A 19422-nucleotide genomic window follows, 5' to 3' on the forward strand; every position below is an offset into this window, starting at 1 on the left:
AATCCTCTCGGAAAATTTTATAGATTTGTTGGTGTAACAAAAGGTGATCCAACTTCTGAATTGTCATCAAGAACTAGAATGCCTTTTACGCTTGGTGCATTAGGAATAGCTAATTCTCTAGCAGAACAAAGCATCCCTTCTGATGCGATACCTCTTAGTTCTGAATGTTTAATTACTAAACCAGAAGGCATAACTGCCCCGATTTTCGCAACAACAACTTTTTGTCCTGCTTCAACGTTAGGTGCTCCGCAAACGATTTGTAATGTTTCATCACCAACGTTTACTTTACAAACACTTAACTTATCTGCATCTGGATGTTTTTCTTTTTCTTCTACATAACCAACAACGAATTTTGGAGAGAAGTCCACATCTAATGATAGATCAACGTTATTTGCTACCATTGCTTTTTCAATGGCTTCTACAATTTCTTGAGTTACTTCCACATTTCCTTGTACATCTAATTTTAAATATTTACTTGCATTAAATAAGTTAAAGGCTTTCACTTCTTTTGTGGCTTCTTCTTTTAAGATAGCAAAGTCACCTTTTTTCTCTACTTCCGTTTTCACAATTGCTTCTGTAGCTAATTGAACTAATAATACGTCACCTACAAATGGTCTGTTGTAAGAAATAATCATTTTTTATCTTGCTCCTTATTCGGTTTATTTTTTGCTAGTATAAAAATTGGCTCTAATTCGCCATTTTCATAGACAAATGATAGTGAAGTAATTGGAACCATTCCAACTGTAAAGAAATGCATTGTCATTTGTGCTAAAATATCATATCCGACTTCGTTTCGAATGTCACCAATAATTAGTACATCTTGGTGTGGAACAGATACAGTCATATCGCCCTCAATTTTTGTACTCATTTCTTTTAAGAAACTTTCGTTTAATATTCTACTTGCATCGTAGCCATCGTTCTCATTTAAAAAGTAGAAAATATTACCGGCTAATTCATCCTTTTTCGTATTTGTTGCTAACTTTTTAATAGAAAACCGCGCAGCATCACGAATTTGATGTTCCGATACATTTAGTTTATCTAGCATTTTTTCATCAATTATTCGATATGTTTTACCTAAGTCTAGCGCATAATATACCCGAGTTTCAGCAGTATGTTCTGTTGTAATAAAGGGTGAACCTTCTTTTGATTTTAATGGGAAGGATGTGGAACGAATGATTGGATATATATTAGCTAAATCATAGATTACATCATTTTTTTCACTTTCCATTGCTGCAAAGGTTTGATCTATGGTATAAACAACTTCTTCGATAGCCTTTTCTTTTATCGTATGATATTTCGCTAGAATGTCAGATAAATAAATCGTCATCCCTTGTTTCAAGGTTCTATGTTCAATTCGCAACTCATCTTTTTCACTATCAAAATGATAGTCAAATCGTTCTGTACCGATGCTAGATTTTAATTTTTCAACGAGTTCTTTTGATTTCAATTTCGTTTCACCTCAAATCGCTTTAACAAAAATGAAGAGTTGTCCCGTTTGAATCGTTGGAACAACTCCAAAACGCTTTAATTTATACAGCGTATAACATGTATACAATCATATCACAATATAGTTAGTATGATACAGAACGAGCTATTTGCATCATTTCAAGTAGCATATTATCAATATTTTGTGCAGAAGACAATGTAGAAACTTTCACACCACCAACATTTACGATTAATTCAAAACTATCTTCATCATTTTGGAGGATAGAGGTAAATCCAAAAGTATCTTCTGTTTCGAACGTTTTTTCTTCCACAATTTCTTTCGCCTGATTTTCTTTATACAAATCGTAAAGCAGTTTACTATTTTTTTGTTCATTCGGATTAACAAATAATATCATTTGCTTGTTATCTTTTTTTAACAAATAATTCGTATGATCTTCACTTTCCTCAATTGTATAACCAGTAGGAAGATATACTTTTATTTTGCCTATTTCAGTATTTGGTTCAAGCGTTTCATCCTTAAATGCCGTTTCAGCATTTGTAATACCAGTGTCTATTTGTTCCTCTAATGGTTTCCCACAACCAACCAATAATAATAACATCAATACTGTTGTTAAGATCAACAACAAATTCTTTTTCACTCTGGTTCCTCACTTTCTATATTCAAGCTAGTAATGAAAGGGTTAATAGTTATCCTATTGAATGAACATAACGATTTATGCGTGATTTTTCATATACAGGTATTGTCCAATTAGTAATTTGACAATGTGTTCGAACATTTCAGTTCTATCAACAAGATTTTCTGTAAATACTCCGATTGCCCCTTTACCGTGACGAATTCCTTTTTCATTTGTATAAGCCTCCATCACTGGGCCAAGTTCTTTACCAGATCGAATCTCATTAGCGATGCTTTCGGGTAGTAAAAATAAAGCACCAGCTGCTGTAATGACCGTTCCATCTTTTAAAGCTAGAGCACCCCAATTACAGCAATACATAGAACCATCAATGATTCTAACACCACCTTCAAGTCCAAAGTTTAATTCAGCCCCTGATTGTTTTAAAGAATTTATAGCACGATTAATAGCACCTTGTCTTGTTTCCTCATCAGAAAGAGGTTGTGCAGATACATTCGACGGGACATCAAGCTGTATGTATTCAACTTGTTCAAAATAATTGTTTAGTATGTTAGTAATAGCTGCAGATTTTGCTCTGTTTTTAGTTCCTATAGATACTTGCATTATGTTCATCTCCAAAGATATATTAATCAAAATTGTGATAACGATTTAAATATGGGATTGAATAGCACATATTAAACGACGTATGAAAACGAAAAAAGATGCCGAATCGCATCGGCACCTTAAACTTTACACATTTGAATGGATGGAATCAACTGTTGAACGGTCCATAGATTTAACTAGTTTAACTAGTAATTCTTTGGCAGCAGCATAATCATCAACATGGATAATTGACGCTGCAGTATGAATATATCGTGAACAGATTCCGATTACGGCACTTGGTATCCCACTATTTGAAGTGTGAACTCGTCCAGCATCTGTCCCACCACCTGCTGAAACGAAGAATTGGTAAGGAATATTGTTAGATTCAGCTGTATCTAAGATCAACTCGCGCATACCACGATGTGTAATCATTGTACGGTCAAATATGCGGACAAGAGCACCATTTCCTAATTGGCCAAATTGGCTTTTATCACCTGTTGTATCGTTCGCTGGTGAAGCATCTAATGCGAAGAAAATATCAGGTTGAATCATATTAGCAGAAACTTGCGCACCTCTTAATCCCACTTCTTCCATTACATTTGCACCAGAATAAAGATGGTTAGAAAGTTTTTCATCTTTTAATTCTTTTAATAATTCAATGGCTAAACCGCAACCATAACGATTGTCCCAAGACTTCGCCATAATTTTCTTTGGATTTGCCATTGGTGTAAATGGACAAATAGGAATAATAGATTGACCTGGCTGAATTCCTAATTCTTTCGCATGTTCTTTACTATCTGCCCCAACATCAATTAGTAAGTTTTTAATCTCTGTTGGTTTTGAACGCTCCTGCTCAGTTAATAAATGAGGAGGAACACTTGCGATTACACCAGGAATTTCTTTATCTTTTGTATAAACTAACACTCGTTGTGCTTGTAATACTTGGTTAGACCATCCGCCAAGTGGTTGGAAACGGATCATACCATTATCCGTAATACTAGTAACCATAAATGCCACTTCATCCATATGGCCAGCTACTAAGACTTTAGGAGCATTTGGATCTTCTGATTTACGTACACCAAAGATTCCACCTAAATTGTCTTGAATAATTTCATCTGAGTATTTCGAGAGCTCGGAACGCATAAATGCTCTTACAGCATGTTCATTACCCGGAGCTCCAGGTAGTTCAGTTAATGTTTTAAATAAACTTAAAGTTTCACTGTTCAAAAAACGCACACTCCCTGTCATATTTAACTTGTTTTCTATTTTAGCACATATGGGTGTTAATTCCATATAATTACTTACATAACTTTTAGGTAAATAAAATACAATTGAATGTTACGAAATAATGCATGGTTCACGATTACTTTCCCCAAATTGATGATGGATATAAACATAAACCAAACAAGACGAAATGGAAATTTAATGATAAAATTATGGATATTGTAAAGGAGGATGGCAATTGAAACTACGTGATTTTTTAATAGGTGTTGCAACTGGACTTGCCGCTGCAATCGTAATAAAAGAAACAGCTGAACGAATCTCACCGTTCGTTCCTGCAAATCAAGTATTAAACAATGTAAAAGCTCAATTTAAAAAAGAAGCACCAATCGATGGTTCCTGGATCTACATGAAAACTGAAGACTTCTATAATGGTGTTACATCAATTCCTGTGTATAAAGGTGGCATTTCAAGACTAAACAACGGGGAAATGGAGTCATTTGAATTTTCTGCAGACGCCCGATCTGGGGTTATTGTGGATTTGAAGAGAATCTGATTGTCTCGAAATTGCGATTTACTAGACAAAATTTAATGAAATTCCGAAAAACTGTCTTGTAATCACTTCAACATCAAAAAAGCTCTCAGGAAAGTCCACCAACTTTCCTGAGAGCTTTTCGATTAATTCGTACTAAACTGAATATAAGCTTCTTTACTTCTTTTCAATGAATCTTTTATTTCTTTACCAGATTCATCCCACTGAATCATACGATAGTAAGCGTCGTGGTAGAAAATAAACTTGTACCCATTACTTAAAGCTTCTTTCATTAGCTTCTCTTTAGCGAATACACTCGTCATTGGGTAATCGTCGTATGCCATTACCCATAATGGATTTTGATGCGCGTGTGTTGGCATAATATCTGCCATATGAAGAAGTGTTTCACCATTTTGTGTCAATTTAATAATGGCATGACCTTCACTATGACCACCCGTATGAATCATTTCGATTCCAGGAGCAACAACTAATGAATTCTTAAAAGTTTCTACTAGGTGCTGAACTGGTTCCCAATTTTCTTTCCAATACGTATTGCGAGAACGGATATTTGGATTACGCATTTCTTCCCATTCCACTTCAGTTGTATAGATTTTAGCATTTGGGAATGTTGGGACTAATACATCGCCTTCCCAACGAGTTAATCCACCAGCATGATCGAAATGTAAATGAGTCATTAATACAACATCAATGTCCTCAGCAGTTAAACCTAGTGATTCTAAGCTTTCTAAAATACTAGATTCTTCTGTTACACCATAATTACGAAGTTGTTTTTCATTTAACTTATTAAATCCAACACCACTATCGATTAAATAATTTTTACCTTCATATTGAATCAAAATCGGTTCTGTTGCACACTCAATTTGATTTTTCTCATTAACTGGGTATTTTTTACTCCATAATGGTTTTGGCACAACACCAAACATTGCTCCGCCATCTAATGATGTAACTCCCCCTTCGAGCCATGTTAGTGTCATGTTGTGAAATTGTAGCTTGTCCATCCATTTCTCCCCTTTACAATTGTTCAACTACGAATATAGAATTCGTGGCTTGGCACAACGTGTTATCTATTTGAAATAAATTGTGCTTCTAATCTGTAAATCGGTTGCCCCTTTTTTGAAAACTTTTCTTCATATTCTGTCATAATATTGTCTTCTGGCATATTTGCATGTAAATCAAGTGATACATATTTTAACAACATGCCATAATGAGAAACACTAACTAACGAATATTCAAAAAGTCCTCGGTTATCCGTTTTAAAATGAACTTCTCCATTGTCTATTAAAATGGATTCATATAATTTCAAAAATCCACCCGAAGTTAAACGTCGTTTTTCATGACGTACTTTCGGCCAAGGATCAGAAAAGTTTAAGTATACTCGACTTACATCATTCTTTTGGAAGTATTTTTCTAAGTCTGCACCATTAACCTTTAATAATCTAAGATTTTTTGGTGAGTTTGCTTCTAATACTTTTTCAAGTGCACTTACAATTACGCTATCGTAAAGTTCAATTCCTATATAATTAATATCTGGATTTTGAAGTGCCATCCCAGTAACGAATTGACCTTTACCAGTACCAACCTCAATATGCACAGGATTATCATTTCCAAAGACTTCATTCCATCTTCCCTTAAACTCTTCTGGATTTGGGATGATGATTTCCGGATGTTCATTAATAAAATCTAATGCCCATGGTTTATTTCTTAATCTCACTGTATTTCCTCATTTCATAGATGTACAATAATTTTATACCATTATAGCTTAAAACTTATCATTTTGCGTAGAATTTATGTTTATGTTAACAGATGTCCAGCTTTCATTCAAAATTTTATATGTAATTGTGTTATTTTGCTCAGTAGTTAAGCCAATGATTTCTCCATCTGCATGTAAGTAAAGAGGGTCCTTTACTTGTACCTGAAATTCCGTACCTTTTAATTGAGTAACTTCTGGCAAACTCGTATGTGACCCAGTAAACACCGTCATAAACAAAAATAAAAGTTTCATATGGGAAAGGTTATGTACAATGGTAATTTCAAATTGTTGATCATTTGCTTTTGATTTAGGAGATAGTTTCATACCTCCGCCAAAGTATGGTTGGTTGCTGACTGTAACAAACCATGATTTCCGAAATTTATATTGCTTACCGTCTACAATAACTTCAACATCAAATCGCTTAAATTTAAATAAGGCAACTATAGTGGCGAAACCATAACTTAATTTACCTAAGCCGATTTTATTGAAATACTTTTTTGTTTTCGATCCATTCACTTTTCTAGCAACGAAGGCGTCAAATCCAACACCAGCATTGTTTACAAATTTCTTACTCTCATTATTATTGTAAAACATTTGTCCACAATCCATTTTAATACCTATAGGGTTTTGTACAAATTGTTCAATCTCGTAAGCACTAACAAAAGTATGATAAGCTCTTGAATAATCATTACCTGATCCCGCTTTTACATAACCTACATAGATGTTACTTGGCATTGTTATACCATTAATAATTTCATGAATGGTTCCATCCCCACCGACGGCTATTAATAGCCCTTCTCTATTTTCCTCAACTAATTTATGAGTGATTGAATGAGCTAATTGTAATGCATGTCCGCTATATTGCGTAAAATGCTCAAAGAAAGGTATTGTTAATTGGTCCTTAAATTTGTTCCATACTTTCTTTCCCTTCCCATTCCCCGCTTTTTCATTGATGATAAAATGAACCTCCACTAATACCCTCCTTTAATTACAGAATACGATTGTACGAAGTCGTTTGAACACTACTTAAAAGTGCTTTAGCAGCTTGAATTTGCATATGTTTCATCGGTGATGTTGAATGTCTCGTCTCTTGAATCCATTTCGGATATTCTCGCTTATCAACAAACTGTAAATTATAGATCGTACCAGGATAATCAAAATAACCATTTCTTGATAAAAGAATTTTACGAATCGGCATTTCTACTTTATTCTGAGTAAACACTTTCGAAATAATGGATTCCATACGGTTTAATTGAATGATTGGGTTTAATATTTTCTTATCCTGTTTGCCAACCTTTTTCACCCAAAAATGTTCCCTTTCACTATTCCCTATAAAAACAGCAAAATCCTCCCGTTCTACCATCGTAATGCAAAGGCATTCCAGAGGAGTTAAGATGATAATGTCTAACTCAATTGGAGCATTCTTTAATTTAATAACGGGATAATATAATACCAAATAATTGTCAGGTAACTTTTGCAATATCGTCCTTAAAAAACTATCACGTAAAAATCTACTATCCACAAAAGACTTTTCACGTACTGTAGAACTTGCCCACTTCATTTGAAAATGAAAGAACTGATCAATAAAGATTTTCTTTAACTCATCTAACGTTTGTGGATTGTATATGATATTAGGTTTAAAGTAGAACGTCGTATCATCATCTGGAAGTCGATCTTCGCTGTCTTCTTTTGGATTTTCAACTGGCGTTTCAAATACTTCTTCTATATTTGTATTTTGATTTCTTTTAAATAATTTCTTAAGGGAAAATCGTTTCTTTTCTTCAACTTCTACAATCTCATTTTTTTCGTCGATATGTTCCCAATTTTGAACAAGATTGCCAGATTCCCATTCTTTTTTTACTCGTTCCCAGCCACTTTTTTTCATGCGAATAAATTGCGCTGGATAACGGTTCATATCAATTTGATATCTAGATATATAATCTTGAAGTTTTATTAACTGAGCCAATTTATTCACTCCCTAAATTCCAAACAATCTATCCTAATTTAATCACAAAAAATTAGGATAGCTCTTTATTTGAGCTACCCTACTTATTATACTCTATTATTTCACTTGTAGTGATTTAGGAATTTTTGTTTCGAATTGGGCTTGTAATTTGCGTGTCCATTCGCCAACTTTACCTTCAGCGATTTTCACATCATCAATACTAATTACAGGTGTAACTTCAGATGTAGTAGAAGTAACAAATACTTCATCCATCTCTAATGTTTCTGCTTTAGTAAATGCTTCTTCTTTTACTGGTAGACCGATTTCATTTGCACATTCTAAAACAACAGTACGTGTAATTCCTTTTAAAATAAAATTATTAGCTGGGTGTGTGTAAAGAACACCGTCTTTAATACCGAATACATTAGTTGAAGAACCTTCTGTTACAACATCACCGCGATGTAATATTGCTTCATAGCAACCTTTTTCTACAGCTTCTTGTTTTGCAAGAACAGCACCTAATAAGTTTAATGATTTAATGTCACAACGTAACCAGCGAATATCTTCTACAAAAGTAGCTTTAACACCTTTTTCAAAGTTTTCTAATGGACGTGCATTTTCTTTTGTATATGCAGTAAGAACTGGTTGAATATCACCAACTGGGAAATTATGAACACGAGGTGATGTCCCACGAGTAAATTGAAGATAAATATGACCAGTACCTAATTGATCCTTTTCAACAAGTTCATGAATTAACTTGTGTAATTTATCTTTTGTCATTGGAATCGTTAGTTTAATTTTATCCGCGCTTAAATAAAGGCGATCAATATGTTCGTCAATCGTGAACATTTCACCATTATAAACTTTAATTACTTCATAAACTCCGTCACCAAATTGGTAGCCACGGTCTTCTTTGCTGATGACAACTTCATCATCGTTCACAATTTTGTCATTCCATAATGTGTAACCCATAGAATCCTCATCCTTTAAAATTATTTACTAGCTAATTCGACAATTGCCTCAGCGTAAATCGCTGCTGCTTTCACTAAGTTTTCGACAACAACATATTCATCCGTTTGATGAGCAACATCAGGTTCTCCCGGGAATAACATTCCAAATGCAACACCTTTTTCCATCGTTCGTGCATACGTTCCGCCACCTGTTGATAACGGTCCAGTAGAATCACCTGTATGTTTTTTATAAATACTTAATAACGTTTGAACAAAATCATCTTCTTCACTAACATAATGTGGTTTAGAGTTTGAAAGGATATCTAAAGTAAATGAAGATTTAGAAAGTTCTAATTGAGCCTTCGTAATCTTTTCATCAAATGGATAAGAAACAGAATATCTCATACTAACTTGTACGCTTCCACCATTTTTACGGTCAAATTTAACAACTCCAGGATTAAGTGTTGTTTTACCAGAAGCTTCATCTTCAAAATCTAACTTTAAAGCATTGCCGTAATGATCATTATCGAAAGATTGAACGATGAAACGGATAAACTCTTGACCAGCTCCTGAATTTAATTGATCCAATAAAAACTTACTTAACAGCACAGCTGCATTTTTCCCTTTTTCAGGTTCCATAGCATGAGCTGATTTTCCTTTCAAAGTGATGATATACTGGTTGTCATCTATTATTATAGTACCATCCGAATTATTTTTCTCTACAAAATTTTGAAAATTTTGAATGACTTCTGAATTCACATTTTCTACAATAGCTTCAGCGTGATCTGGAACCATGTTTGTTCTCTTTCCAGCTTGGAATGATATTAATTGTTCAGACTCTTGCATATGATTGATTAAAGTAAACTCTAAATTGGCAATTCCTTTTTCAGCATTAATTAAAGGGAAATCTGCATCAGGAGCAAATCCGATTGTAGGCATTTCTTCTTTCTCAAAATATCGTTTTACACATCTAAATCCACTTTCTTCATCGGAACCAATAATCATACGAACTCTCTTATTTAGTTGGACATTTGATTCTTTCACCATTTTCATTGCAAGCCATGCTGCAATTGTTGGTCCTTTATCATCGATAGCACCACGACCATAGAGTTTACCGTCCACTACTTCACCTTTAAAAGGAGGGTACGTCCACCCATTTGTTGCCGGGACAACATCGACATGACATAAAATGCCGAGTAACTCTTCACCCTGCCCCATTTCAATATGACCTGCCATCTGATCAATATTTTTCGTTGTGAAACCGTATTCCTCACCTTTGTTTAACATCCATTGTAATGCTTGTAATGGTCCTTGGCCAAATGGGGCATCGTCATTTGCAGTTTGTTCATCTAATACACTTTCGATTTGAATTAATTGTTGTAATTCAGTAATCAATTCATCTTTTCTAGATTCAGCATTTTTCAACCAATCCATAAAAACACTCCTAATAAATTATCAAATTCGCCTTAGCGTATTTGCCGCCTAGATTTTATCGAGATAGCTCGATAATTACCTTTGAAAAATCTGTGGCATCCGCCGGAGGCTTTAACTTCATTCAGTCAAAGTGACCCCCCACTGAATGGATTATCCTGAAATGCATTCATCTCACCAATTATAGAATTGGGAAAATTCTGGTGAATGAAGTTAAAATTAAACATAATTTTACTCTTAATAATGAAAAATACAATCGAGAACTATTTTTATTTTTCGGTATCTATCAAATTAAATACTTTAAAGAAAATGTAGTAGAATCCTATGTATTCAGTAGTTCAAACCGAATTATCTGTAAATTGATAATTAAACAACTATTTATAAATGAATAAAAAATTGTTCAAACATTGTAAATTTTATATGAGATGAATGGAAATTTTAATAGTTTATTGCTATAATGAGCTTGTCAAATGATAGTTTTGACTAAAAATTCTAATAAAAAGGGGATGTCTAAGGCAGAAATTTAGAGCCTGTGCACCTCGCACATATGAGTCGTCCGCTAGTCTTTGCCATGAGAATTAAGATCGAAGGAGTGGTTTATTTAATGAAACCAACTACTGATAGAATGCTTAATCGTATTAAAGACGTGTACATGTTTATCCTTGATAAGGGGGTTGTGTCTACACAGGATTTAGTCGAAGAGTTCAACATCACTCCTCGCACCATTCAAAGAGATTTGAATGTGTTAGCCTTCAATAACTTGGTTACAAGTCCAAGTAGAGGCAAATGGACAACGACGAAGAAAAAGGTAAAGTTAACATCTTAGATTTTTGAAAGAAGTACTCCATTGTACTTCTTCCGACATAAAAAAGAATGACCTTTCGTCGGGGTCATTCTTTTTATTTTACTCAATATTTTTTAATGCATTTAATTCTTCACTCGTTAATTCACGGTAATCCCCAAGTTCTAACTCTTCATCTAAAACTAAACTACCCATGGATATTCTTTTAAGGTAAGTCACTTTTTTATTTCTCGCTTCAAACATACGTTTTACTTGATGAAATTTCCCTTCTTGAATTGTTAACTCTATTTCAGATTGTGGCCCGGATTTTAAAATTTTCAAATCACCAGGTTTTGTAACATATCCATCGTCTAATTCAACGCCTTGTTTAAAAGCGATACCATCTTCTTCTGTAACTACTCCATTAATTTTTGCATAATACGTTTTTGGGACATGCTTTTTAGGTGATAAAAGATTGTGCGCAAGCTGACCGTCATTCGTTATTAAAAGAAGGCCTTCTGTATCTTTATCGAGCCGTCCTACAGGAAATGGCTTGAAATGCTGAGAGAGAGGATCCAGTAAATCAATAACAGTTTGGTCAACTAAATCCTCAGTAGCAGAAATGACACCAGGAGGTTTATTCATCATTAAATAAATAAACTCCGTATATATCACTCTTTCGCCAAAAACTGAAACATCTTGTTCATCAGGATTCACATGCATACTAGAATCTTTTACAACTTCTCCATCAACAGTTACTGCATTTTGTTTAAGTAGTTGCTTTACTTCTTTTCTTGAGCCATAGCCCATATTTGCTAATAATTTATCTAAACGCATGGAAACCTCCTATTTCAACCCTACTTTTGCTGCAAGTCTTGTAATACGTTCACCTAACATTTTTTGAGCTAAGCCTAATTTAAATGACACCACACCATAAACAGCTATACCAACACCTACGCAAATGATCGAGATGAAAATAGCTGATAGTTTGCTCTCTACTGGTCCTAAAATAGAAATGAGTAATTTTTGAACAATGAAAACGGCAACTGCCATCAAAATAGATAAAATCACGATTAATAAAATACGACGTTTTACCATTTTAGACTGATAGTTGAGTACCTTTTTCAATACAATTAAGTTAATCGCAATAGATACACCGTATCCAATAGCAGTAGCTAGAATTGCACCATCTGCTTGCATAACTTTTATCAGTGGCGTATTAAGCATTAATTTTACTAGAATACCCGTCAACAAACTAAAGATAATCCATTTTTGATAGTCGATTCCTTGTAGTAATGCTGCTGTTACTTGGAATAAAGCAAAAAGAATCGCTACTGGAGCATAGTGCGCTAAAATACTTGCTCCCATTTCACTTTCAGAATATAGGGTGTAATAAATTTCATTTGATAAAACAGAAATCCCTAATGCTGCAGGTAATGTGATGAAAAATAAGATTTGATACGTTTTGTCCATCGCATTACGTAAAAATCCAAACTCACCTTGAGTATAATATTTCGTAATAGTTGGAATAAGCGCTAATGACAAACTCGTTGCAAGCATTACTGGGATAATGACCACTTTATGAGTAGTAAAGTTAACCATCGTAAAATAGTTATCTGAAACCGACGACATACCGATTGATGCCATAGCACTGTTGAATGTAAGCATATCTACAAGCTGGAACAGCGGATTAGCTAGTCCCACAAATATAATAGGGACTGAATACGTTAATATTTCTTTATAAATAACAGACAATTGTATATTAGAGTTTGTCACTATACTTTGACTTCTTAATGTCTCAAATTCCGGTTTATATTTCTTCCAGTAATATCCAAGAATAAGTAATCCTCCAATTGCACCGATAAACGCTGCAAACACGGATAGAGAAACCGCAGTTTCAGGATGACCTTTTAAAAGAACAACAATAATAAATGAACCAGCTAATAGGAAAATAATGCGGACGATCTGCTCGATTAATTGAGAAATTGCAGTTGGTTCCATCTTGTTATACCCTTGGAAAAATCCACGGCATAAACTCATAATTGGAACTACGATTAGCGCATAACTTACCCAGCGAATAACAGATGCAACTTGTTCGACCGTAATTATTTGTTCATCACTGTTAATAACGACTTGTGCAATAGGTGTTGCTAATAAATTTAAAACGATAAATGCTCCTATACCTGTTAAAGTCATAATGAGCATTCCTGATTTCATCAACTTATAGCCTGATTCGTAATCACCCAGTGTATTGTATTTTGATACGAATTTTGAAACTGCTAATGGAAGACCGGATATTGCAATACTTAACATAATTGAATATGGAATATAGGCATAAGTATATAATGCCATATTGTCTTCACCGATAATTGCGTAAAATGGGAAAATATAGATTAATCCAAGCACTTTCGATAGAAACATTCCAATGGTTAATATCGCTGTGCCTTTCATTAATGAGGACATCAAATCCATCCTATCTATTTTAGGTTGAGAATCATTTGTATGTATTACAATCTTAATCTAGTTCGAATTCATTAGTTCAAATGACATCTATGTAAAGTGACCTACTAAACTCTCTGTATTATTATAAATGAATTGTTCTTATTTCACATTTAGAAAGACATCAACTACTAAAAATAGGTGATATTTTGCAATTCTTGTGCATTAAAAAGGGCACTTTTTTGATTCGCTAAAAAAGAAGCACTATCCCAAAAGAATGATAATCAATCTTTTGAGACAGTCCTTTGAATTTTCATCTATATTTATGCTGCTACTTCGTCAATAAAGAAACGTTTATACCAAACAAGGAATACATACACCGTCCAAATATAACGAGCACGATTAGCCTTTCCAGTATAATGTTCATCCAAATAGCCTACTAGTTGATTTACATCGAAAAATTCATGAGTGAAATCTGCTGTGAACATTTCTTTCACTAATTTATAGTACTTTTCTTCTTTAAACCAGTGACGAATTGGTACAGGGAAACCTAATTTCTTACGTTTCGCCCACTCTTCTGGTAGTTCTTTGTTTGCAGCTTGTCGTAGTGCATATTTTGTATCAATTTCATTTACTCGATACTTAGAAGGTATGTTTTTCGCAAGTTCCATTACTTCTTTATCTAAGAATGGTACGCGTAGTTCTAAAGAATGCGCCATACTCATGCGATCAGCTTTTAATAAAATATCACCAGGCATCCAAAGATTTAAGTCTAAATATTGCATTTTTGAAACATCGTCATGTCCAGGTACTTCTTTATAAATACGTTTTGTAATTGATTGTACAGTAGGACCGTTACGATATTCTGGTTTCAATACGTTATAAGCATCTTCTTCGTCCCAAACAACTGCCTCACCGATAAAGCGCTCCTCAACTGTTTGTCCACCTTTAATAAGGAAGTTTGAAACTTTATTTTTCGGTAATTTTTCTGCAATTTTGCGAACAGCTTTACGAAGTCCTAGTGGTATTTTTTCATAAGTCTCCATTTTTTTAGAAGGTTGATACCATTCATAACCACCAAAAATTTCATCTGCACCTTCCCCAGATAATACAACAGTTACATCTTTACTAGCTAACTCACAAAGGAAATAAAGTGGCACACTAGATGGGTTTGATTGTGGTTCATCCATATGATATTGAATTGTTGGTAGTGCTTCAAAGCACTCTTTTGCAGTTATATATTTACTTTCGTTTTCAATTCCTAAAATATCACACAGATCTTTTGAATGGGTTGTTTCATTAAACATGGATTCATAATCTTTGAAACCAACTGAGAATGTTTTGTTCGGACGCATTAGTGAAGTTACATAACTTGAGTCAACTCCTCCTGAAAGGAATGCTCCTACTTTTACATCACTAATTTGGTGAACAGCAACTGATTCTTTCATCGTATCTTGAATTTCTTGTACATAATGGTCAAGTGTGTTTTCTTTTTCATGGAATTTTTTATCCCAGTAGCGTTCCATTTTTGTAATTTTACCATCTTTAATAATCATGTAATTTGCAGGTGGTAATTTATAAACACCTTTAAAGAATGTTTCATCCATTGATGAATATTGGAAAGTTAAATATGGGCGTAAAGCATCTTTATTTAACTCTTTAATGAATGATGGGTGCGGTAAAAAGGATTTAATCTCTGAACCAAAAATGATTGTGTTATCTGTTGTATGATTTGTATAATACAACGGTTTAATGCCAAATCCATCTCTTGCGATGAATAAGTGGTCTTTATTTTTATCCCAAATACAGAATGCAAACATGCCTCTAAGTTGTTTCACAAACTCTTCACCATATTCAATATATCCGTATATTAAAACTTCACTATCTGATTTCGTTTTAAATTGATGACCTTTAGCAATTAGGTCTTCTCGTAATTCTTGGAAATTATAAATTTCACCATTAAATACTAGAACAATGCTACCATCGTTACTGTATAGTGGTTGATTTGCAACATCTGATAAATCAATAATACTAAGACGTCTAAAACCTAAAGTTACTTTGTCGTCTGTATGTATGCCACCGCTATCAGGTCCGCGATGAATGATTGTATTCATCATATTTTCTATTGTTTGATGATGATCAATAATATTTGTTCCGTTAACATAGCCAATAAATCCGCACATATTTTTCACCTCGTGCCTTAAAAATGCAATACTTATACATCATACCATGAATGGTCTTTTGTATGTTACAGTAGTCAGTGTAAAAGATTATAAAACTTTTCTAACAAAGATTCAATGAAGCACCCTAAATCTTTCGTATATTAATATAAAGATGATAGTTTTAGATTCTTTAAATTTACTATGTCCAAATTGATGCAATTTTATTTATTTGGAAATAATAATAAAGAAATAAATTTAGAAAGCGAGTATTCATTTATGTATGACGTAATTGTTATAGGCGGGGGTCCCTCAGGTTTAATGGCAGCCATCGCAGCTGGGGAACAAAAAAGCCGTGTACTTTTAATCGAAAAAGGAAATAAACTTGGGAAAAAACTTGCTATATCCGGTGGTGGCCGTTGTAATGTGACGAATCGATTATCGGTTGATGAAATTGTGAAACACATTCCTGGTAATGGACGATTTTTATATAGCCCATTTACCGTATTTAATAATGAAGACATTATTTCTTTTTTTGAAGGATTAGGAGTTCCATTAAAAGAGGAAGATCATGGGCGAATGTTCCCTAAATCAGATCGTGCACAAGATGTCGTCAACGCACTGGTGAACGAATTAGAGAGACGAAATGTTGAAATCCGACTTCAAACAGCAGTAACAAAATTATTAATGGACGATGAACGGATTTTAGGTGTTCGACTATCTAATGGTGAAGAACTTCGGGCGAAAGCTGTAGTTGTAGCTGTTGGCGGTAAAGCAGTTCCTCAAACTGGTTCTACCGGAGATGGATATCCATGGGCAGAACGTGCAGGACATACAGTTACTGAACTATACCCAACGGAAGTACCCGTCTTATCAAACGAACCTTTTATACAATCAAAAGAACTACAAGGTTTAGCATTACGTGATGTTGCTGTATCCGTATTGAATAGTAAAGGTAAAACCCTTGTGACACATCAAATGGACATGCTTTTCACTCATTTTGGTGTTAGCGGCCCTGCTATTTTGCGCTGTAGTCAATTCATAGTTAAAGAGCGTAAGAAAAATGGCGGTGCCCCAGTTCAGCTTCGGATTCAAACATTAACAGAGCATAATGAGGAATCTTGCTTTCAGTTTTTAGTGAAACTATTAAAAGAAGCACCAAAGAAATCTGTGAAAAATGTTTGGAAAAACTTAGCTCCTGAACGATGGCTATTGTTTTTATTAGAACGTGCGAAGATTGATTCTTCTTTAACTGGTGCAGAAATATCACAAGAGAAAATTCGTTCTTTTGCTCGTGAATTAGTTGGTTTCACAATGAATGTTCACGGCACTCAACCATTAGAAAAAGCTTTTGTAACTGGCGGCGGTGTTTCAGTAAAAGAAATCGAACCGAAAACAATGGCTTCAAAAAAGAAAGTGGGACTCTTCTTCTGTGGAGAAATCTTAGATATTCACGGCTACACAGGTGGATACAATATAACTAGTGCATTAGTTACTGGAAGAATTGCAGGGATGAGTGCGGGAGCAATGGAGTAGGTAGTTTTGGTAGGTTGGTGTTAGGGTTAGCGATAGTGTATGGAGATATTAATCTTCATTTTGACATATTAATTGGGGACTGAGGTTTTTTGTCAGGATAACTAGGTTATTTTGACACCTATGGAGTGGTCTCACATTTTCTGTCTAAATAACGGCTTTATTTTGACACTTTTCCAGTGATCCCTGGATTTTTTGTCACATAACTTGGTCTTACGTGACACTTTTCCCACGCCCCCCTGATTTTCTGTCACGTAACTTCATTTTACGTGACACTTTCGCAGGAATCCTAGATTTTTTGTTACGTAACTTCCCCCTATGTGTCACTTTCCGAACGCTTCATAATATTTATAGCATCATAACATAAAAACAAACGCCCGAAGGCTTATGACCTAGGGCGTTATTTATTATCGGTCAAGTTCCTGATAGCGCATTTGATAACGGCCGCCATCAGCAACTGCAGAATGATATAAAGCTTTTAAGGCTAGATTTTTCTCTAAATCCATCTCACTTTTAATTCGCTTCAGTTCGTCGTGAAGTGCTCTTTCTTCATTAACTAACTTCAGCATTGTTGCTTTAGAATATTTCAATTAAATTCATTCCTTATTTTAGTAATTGGATGAAACACACTTTTAAATATGGCAGCCGAAACTGAAAATGCACCTGTATAAGAAAATGTATTTAAGACTGTCTTTCCTTCCGAATAGTTTTCTCGAAGTGAAAGACGTACATTACGCTGATCAAGGAAAATCCCTGTCATCGCTCCATCATTTAGATCATTTGCAATTTCTGATACAAAATTAGGTTTTATTTTTAACTCGATTATTTGATTCATTCATACATCCTATCTACACTTAACCTAACTATTATTACATTTATTTGTATAAAAAGCGACGATGAAATATTTAATGCTTTCTAATGATGTAGTCATGAAACCTTTACAACATACTCCCACAATGATCAACATTTACACAATTCGAATGTACCAAAAGCCACAAGTATTATTTCCACACTTCAGGAAACTTTATCATTTATTTTTCAATCCGCGAAATTTGTCGATATACAACGGAATTTATCGTAGGAAAATAGTATTAATTATTGTAAGTTTTTTCTATAATTGTAAGTATAAAATTTCACTTGTCTGAAGATTTTGGTATACGAACTAATTCTAAAGACATATATAGAATCTACCAAAACATGAGAATTGGAGGATTTACTATGAAAAGAAAAAGGAAAGACATACCCAATAATTCTAGAGGAAAGAAATTAATTACTATATCAAAACCACAGAATATTATTTCGGAACAATTTAGAACGATACGTACAAATCTTTCATTCTCAATGCCAGATAAGGATTTAAAGACTTTATTAATAACTTCTTCCATTCCAAACGAAGGAAAGTCTACAAGTGCTGCTAATTTAGGTGTAGTGTTCGCAAAGGAAGGAAAAAAGGTTTTACTTGTGGATGCAGACATGCGTAAACCTACATTGCATTTTACATTCCCTATGGTTAACACATACGGATTATCAACGATCCTAACAAGACAACATGAGTATATTGAGGCAATCGAAATTACGGAAGTAGAAGGGTTATATATTATTCCGGCTGGTCCAATCCCGCCGAATCCGAGTGAGCTTTTATCCTCTAAAAATATGGATTATTTCTTGCAAAGTGTGATTGCAGAATTTGATTTAATCATTTTTGATGCTCCTCCTGTACTTTCTGTTTCGGATGCTCAAATTTTAGCAAATAAATGTGATGGAACGTTAATGATTGTTAACTCTGGAAACGTTGATAAGTCGGATGTGGTTAAAGCAAAAGCTGCATTACAAGCATCCCAAGCTAATATTCTAGGTGTCGTGTTAAATAATTTTAAACTCCCAAAAAGTAAATATTATTATGATGATTATGCTTATCGAAGAAGAACCTATTAATAACCGGAAATAGATAAAAAGCTGTCTAAAGTGGACTACCCTCCATTAGACAGCTTTTCAATTTA

Annotated in this window: 19 protein-coding genes and 1 pseudogene; 4 read left to right on the forward strand and 16 right to left on the reverse strand. The window is 34.1% G+C overall.

Going from position 1 to position 19422, the window contains the following annotated elements:
* Positions 1-17: 17 nt before the first annotated feature.
* From ytpR to ACOQFO_RS11230, 5 genes are all read right to left on the reverse strand, one after another.
* Positions 18-635, reverse strand: coding sequence for a YtpR family tRNA-binding protein (ytpR, locus tag ACOQFO_RS11210; protein WP_421689750.1), 618 nt, complete (start codon positions 633-635; stop codon positions 18-20).
* Positions 632-1447: a DUF1444 family protein gene (locus tag ACOQFO_RS11215; RefSeq protein WP_421689751.1), complete on the reverse strand. Its 816-nt coding sequence runs from the start codon at positions 1445-1447 to the stop codon at positions 632-634. The genes ytpR and ACOQFO_RS11215 overlap by 4 nt, the downstream gene beginning before the upstream one ends.
* 124 nt (positions 1448-1571) lie before the next feature.
* Positions 1572-2084 (reverse strand): hypothetical protein, encoded by a 513-nt coding sequence (locus tag ACOQFO_RS11220; RefSeq protein ID WP_421689752.1) that lies wholly within the window; start codon positions 2082-2084, stop codon positions 1572-1574.
* Positions 2085-2159: 75 nt separating this feature from the next.
* The gene (locus ACOQFO_RS11225) at positions 2160-2681 is read right to left on the reverse strand and encodes a DUF84 family protein (protein ID WP_421689753.1); all 522 of its coding nucleotides are present in this window, start codon (positions 2679-2681) and stop codon (positions 2160-2162) included.
* 126 nt (positions 2682-2807) lie between these two features.
* Entirely contained in the window at positions 2808-3887 is a 1080-nt protein-coding gene (locus ACOQFO_RS11230; RefSeq protein ID WP_421689754.1) for a M42 family metallopeptidase, read from the reverse strand.
* 235 nt (positions 3888-4122) lie between these two features.
* On the opposite strand from ACOQFO_RS11230, the gene ACOQFO_RS11235 reads away from it, so the two are divergent.
* Entirely contained in the window at positions 4123-4437 is a 315-nt protein-coding gene (locus ACOQFO_RS11235) for a hypothetical protein (RefSeq protein ID WP_421689755.1), read from the forward strand.
* Between the two features lie 122 nt (positions 4438-4559).
* Here ACOQFO_RS11235 and ACOQFO_RS11240 read toward each other — a convergent pair whose 3' ends face one another.
* From ACOQFO_RS11240 to pepV, 6 genes are all read right to left on the reverse strand, one after another.
* The gene (locus tag ACOQFO_RS11240; RefSeq protein WP_421689756.1) at positions 4560-5432 is read right to left on the reverse strand and encodes a YtnP family quorum-quenching lactonase; all 873 of its coding nucleotides are present in this window, start codon (positions 5430-5432) and stop codon (positions 4560-4562) included.
* A 62-nt stretch (positions 5433-5494) separates the two neighbouring features.
* Positions 5495-6145 carry a tRNA (guanosine(46)-N7)-methyltransferase TrmB gene (gene trmB / locus ACOQFO_RS11245; RefSeq protein WP_421689757.1) on the reverse strand — a complete coding sequence of 217 codons (651 nt, stop codon included), beginning with the start codon at positions 6143-6145 and terminating at the stop codon, positions 5495-5497.
* A 48-nt stretch (positions 6146-6193) separates the two neighbouring features.
* The gene (locus ACOQFO_RS11250) at positions 6194-7156 is read right to left on the reverse strand and encodes a diacylglycerol/lipid kinase family protein (protein ID WP_421689758.1); all 963 of its coding nucleotides are present in this window, start codon (positions 7154-7156) and stop codon (positions 6194-6196) included.
* Positions 7157-7172: 16 nt separating this feature from the next.
* Positions 7173-8150 (reverse strand): nuclease-related domain-containing protein, encoded by a 978-nt coding sequence (locus ACOQFO_RS11255; protein ID WP_421689759.1) that lies wholly within the window; start codon positions 8148-8150, stop codon positions 7173-7175.
* A 96-nt stretch (positions 8151-8246) separates the two neighbouring features.
* The gene (dat, locus tag ACOQFO_RS11260; protein WP_421689760.1) at positions 8247-9101 is read right to left on the reverse strand and encodes a D-amino-acid transaminase; all 855 of its coding nucleotides are present in this window, start codon (positions 9099-9101) and stop codon (positions 8247-8249) included.
* A gap of 20 nt (positions 9102-9121) precedes the next feature.
* Positions 9122-10513, reverse strand: coding sequence for a dipeptidase PepV (gene pepV, locus ACOQFO_RS11265; RefSeq protein ID WP_421689761.1), 1392 nt, complete (start codon positions 10511-10513; stop codon positions 9122-9124).
* Positions 10514-11114: 601 nt separating this feature from the next.
* Between pepV and ACOQFO_RS11270 the strand changes: the two genes are divergently transcribed.
* Positions 11115-11336 (forward strand): DeoR family transcriptional regulator, encoded by a 222-nt coding sequence (locus ACOQFO_RS11270; protein WP_097148604.1) that lies wholly within the window; start codon positions 11115-11117, stop codon positions 11334-11336.
* Positions 11337-11414: 78 nt separating this feature from the next.
* Here the strand turns inward: ACOQFO_RS11270 and ACOQFO_RS11275 are convergent, their stop codons facing one another.
* The 3 genes from ACOQFO_RS11275 to asnB all read right to left on the reverse strand — a co-directional run bounded on the left by ACOQFO_RS11275 (position 11415) and on the right by asnB (position 15913).
* A complete protein-coding gene (locus tag ACOQFO_RS11275) occupies positions 11415-12128 on the reverse strand; it encodes a pseudouridine synthase (protein ID WP_421689762.1) in 714 nt (237 codons plus the stop codon).
* Positions 12129-12137: 9 nt separating this feature from the next.
* On the reverse strand, positions 12138-13754 hold the full coding sequence (locus tag ACOQFO_RS11280; RefSeq protein WP_421689763.1) for a putative polysaccharide biosynthesis protein: 1617 nt from the start codon (positions 13752-13754) through the stop codon (positions 12138-12140).
* Positions 13755-14053: 299 nt separating this feature from the next.
* Complete coding sequence (gene asnB / locus ACOQFO_RS11285) at positions 14054-15913, reverse strand: asparagine synthase (glutamine-hydrolyzing) (protein WP_421689764.1); 1860 nt, start codon at positions 15911-15913, stop codon at positions 14054-14056.
* Between the two features lie 255 nt (positions 15914-16168).
* On the opposite strand from asnB, the gene ACOQFO_RS11290 reads away from it, so the two are divergent.
* Positions 16169-17425 (forward strand): NAD(P)/FAD-dependent oxidoreductase, encoded by a 1257-nt coding sequence (locus ACOQFO_RS11290; protein ID WP_421689765.1) that lies wholly within the window; start codon positions 16169-16171, stop codon positions 17423-17425.
* Positions 17426-17829: 404 nt separating this feature from the next.
* Here ACOQFO_RS11290 and ACOQFO_RS11295 read toward each other — a convergent pair whose 3' ends face one another.
* Both ACOQFO_RS11295 and ACOQFO_RS11300 read right to left on the reverse strand, forming a co-directional pair.
* A complete protein-coding gene (locus ACOQFO_RS11295; protein WP_421689766.1) occupies positions 17830-18012 on the reverse strand; it encodes a hypothetical protein in 183 nt (60 codons plus the stop codon).
* A 47-nt stretch (positions 18013-18059) separates the two neighbouring features.
* Positions 18060-18212: pseudogene (locus ACOQFO_RS11300) on the reverse strand (RlmI/RlmK family 23S rRNA methyltransferase); the annotation flags it as partial.
* 428 nt (positions 18213-18640) lie between these two features.
* Between ACOQFO_RS11300 and ACOQFO_RS11305 the strand changes: the two are divergent.
* The gene (locus tag ACOQFO_RS11305; RefSeq protein ID WP_421689767.1) at positions 18641-19357 is read left to right on the forward strand and encodes a CpsD/CapB family tyrosine-protein kinase; all 717 of its coding nucleotides are present in this window, start codon (positions 18641-18643) and stop codon (positions 19355-19357) included.
* The last annotated feature ends 65 nt before the right edge of the window (positions 19358-19422 follow it).

Source organism: Ureibacillus sp. MALMAid1270 (assembly GCF_049202975.1).
In the GTDB taxonomy this organism is placed as follows: domain Bacteria; phylum Bacillota; class Bacilli; order Bacillales_A; family Planococcaceae; genus Ureibacillus.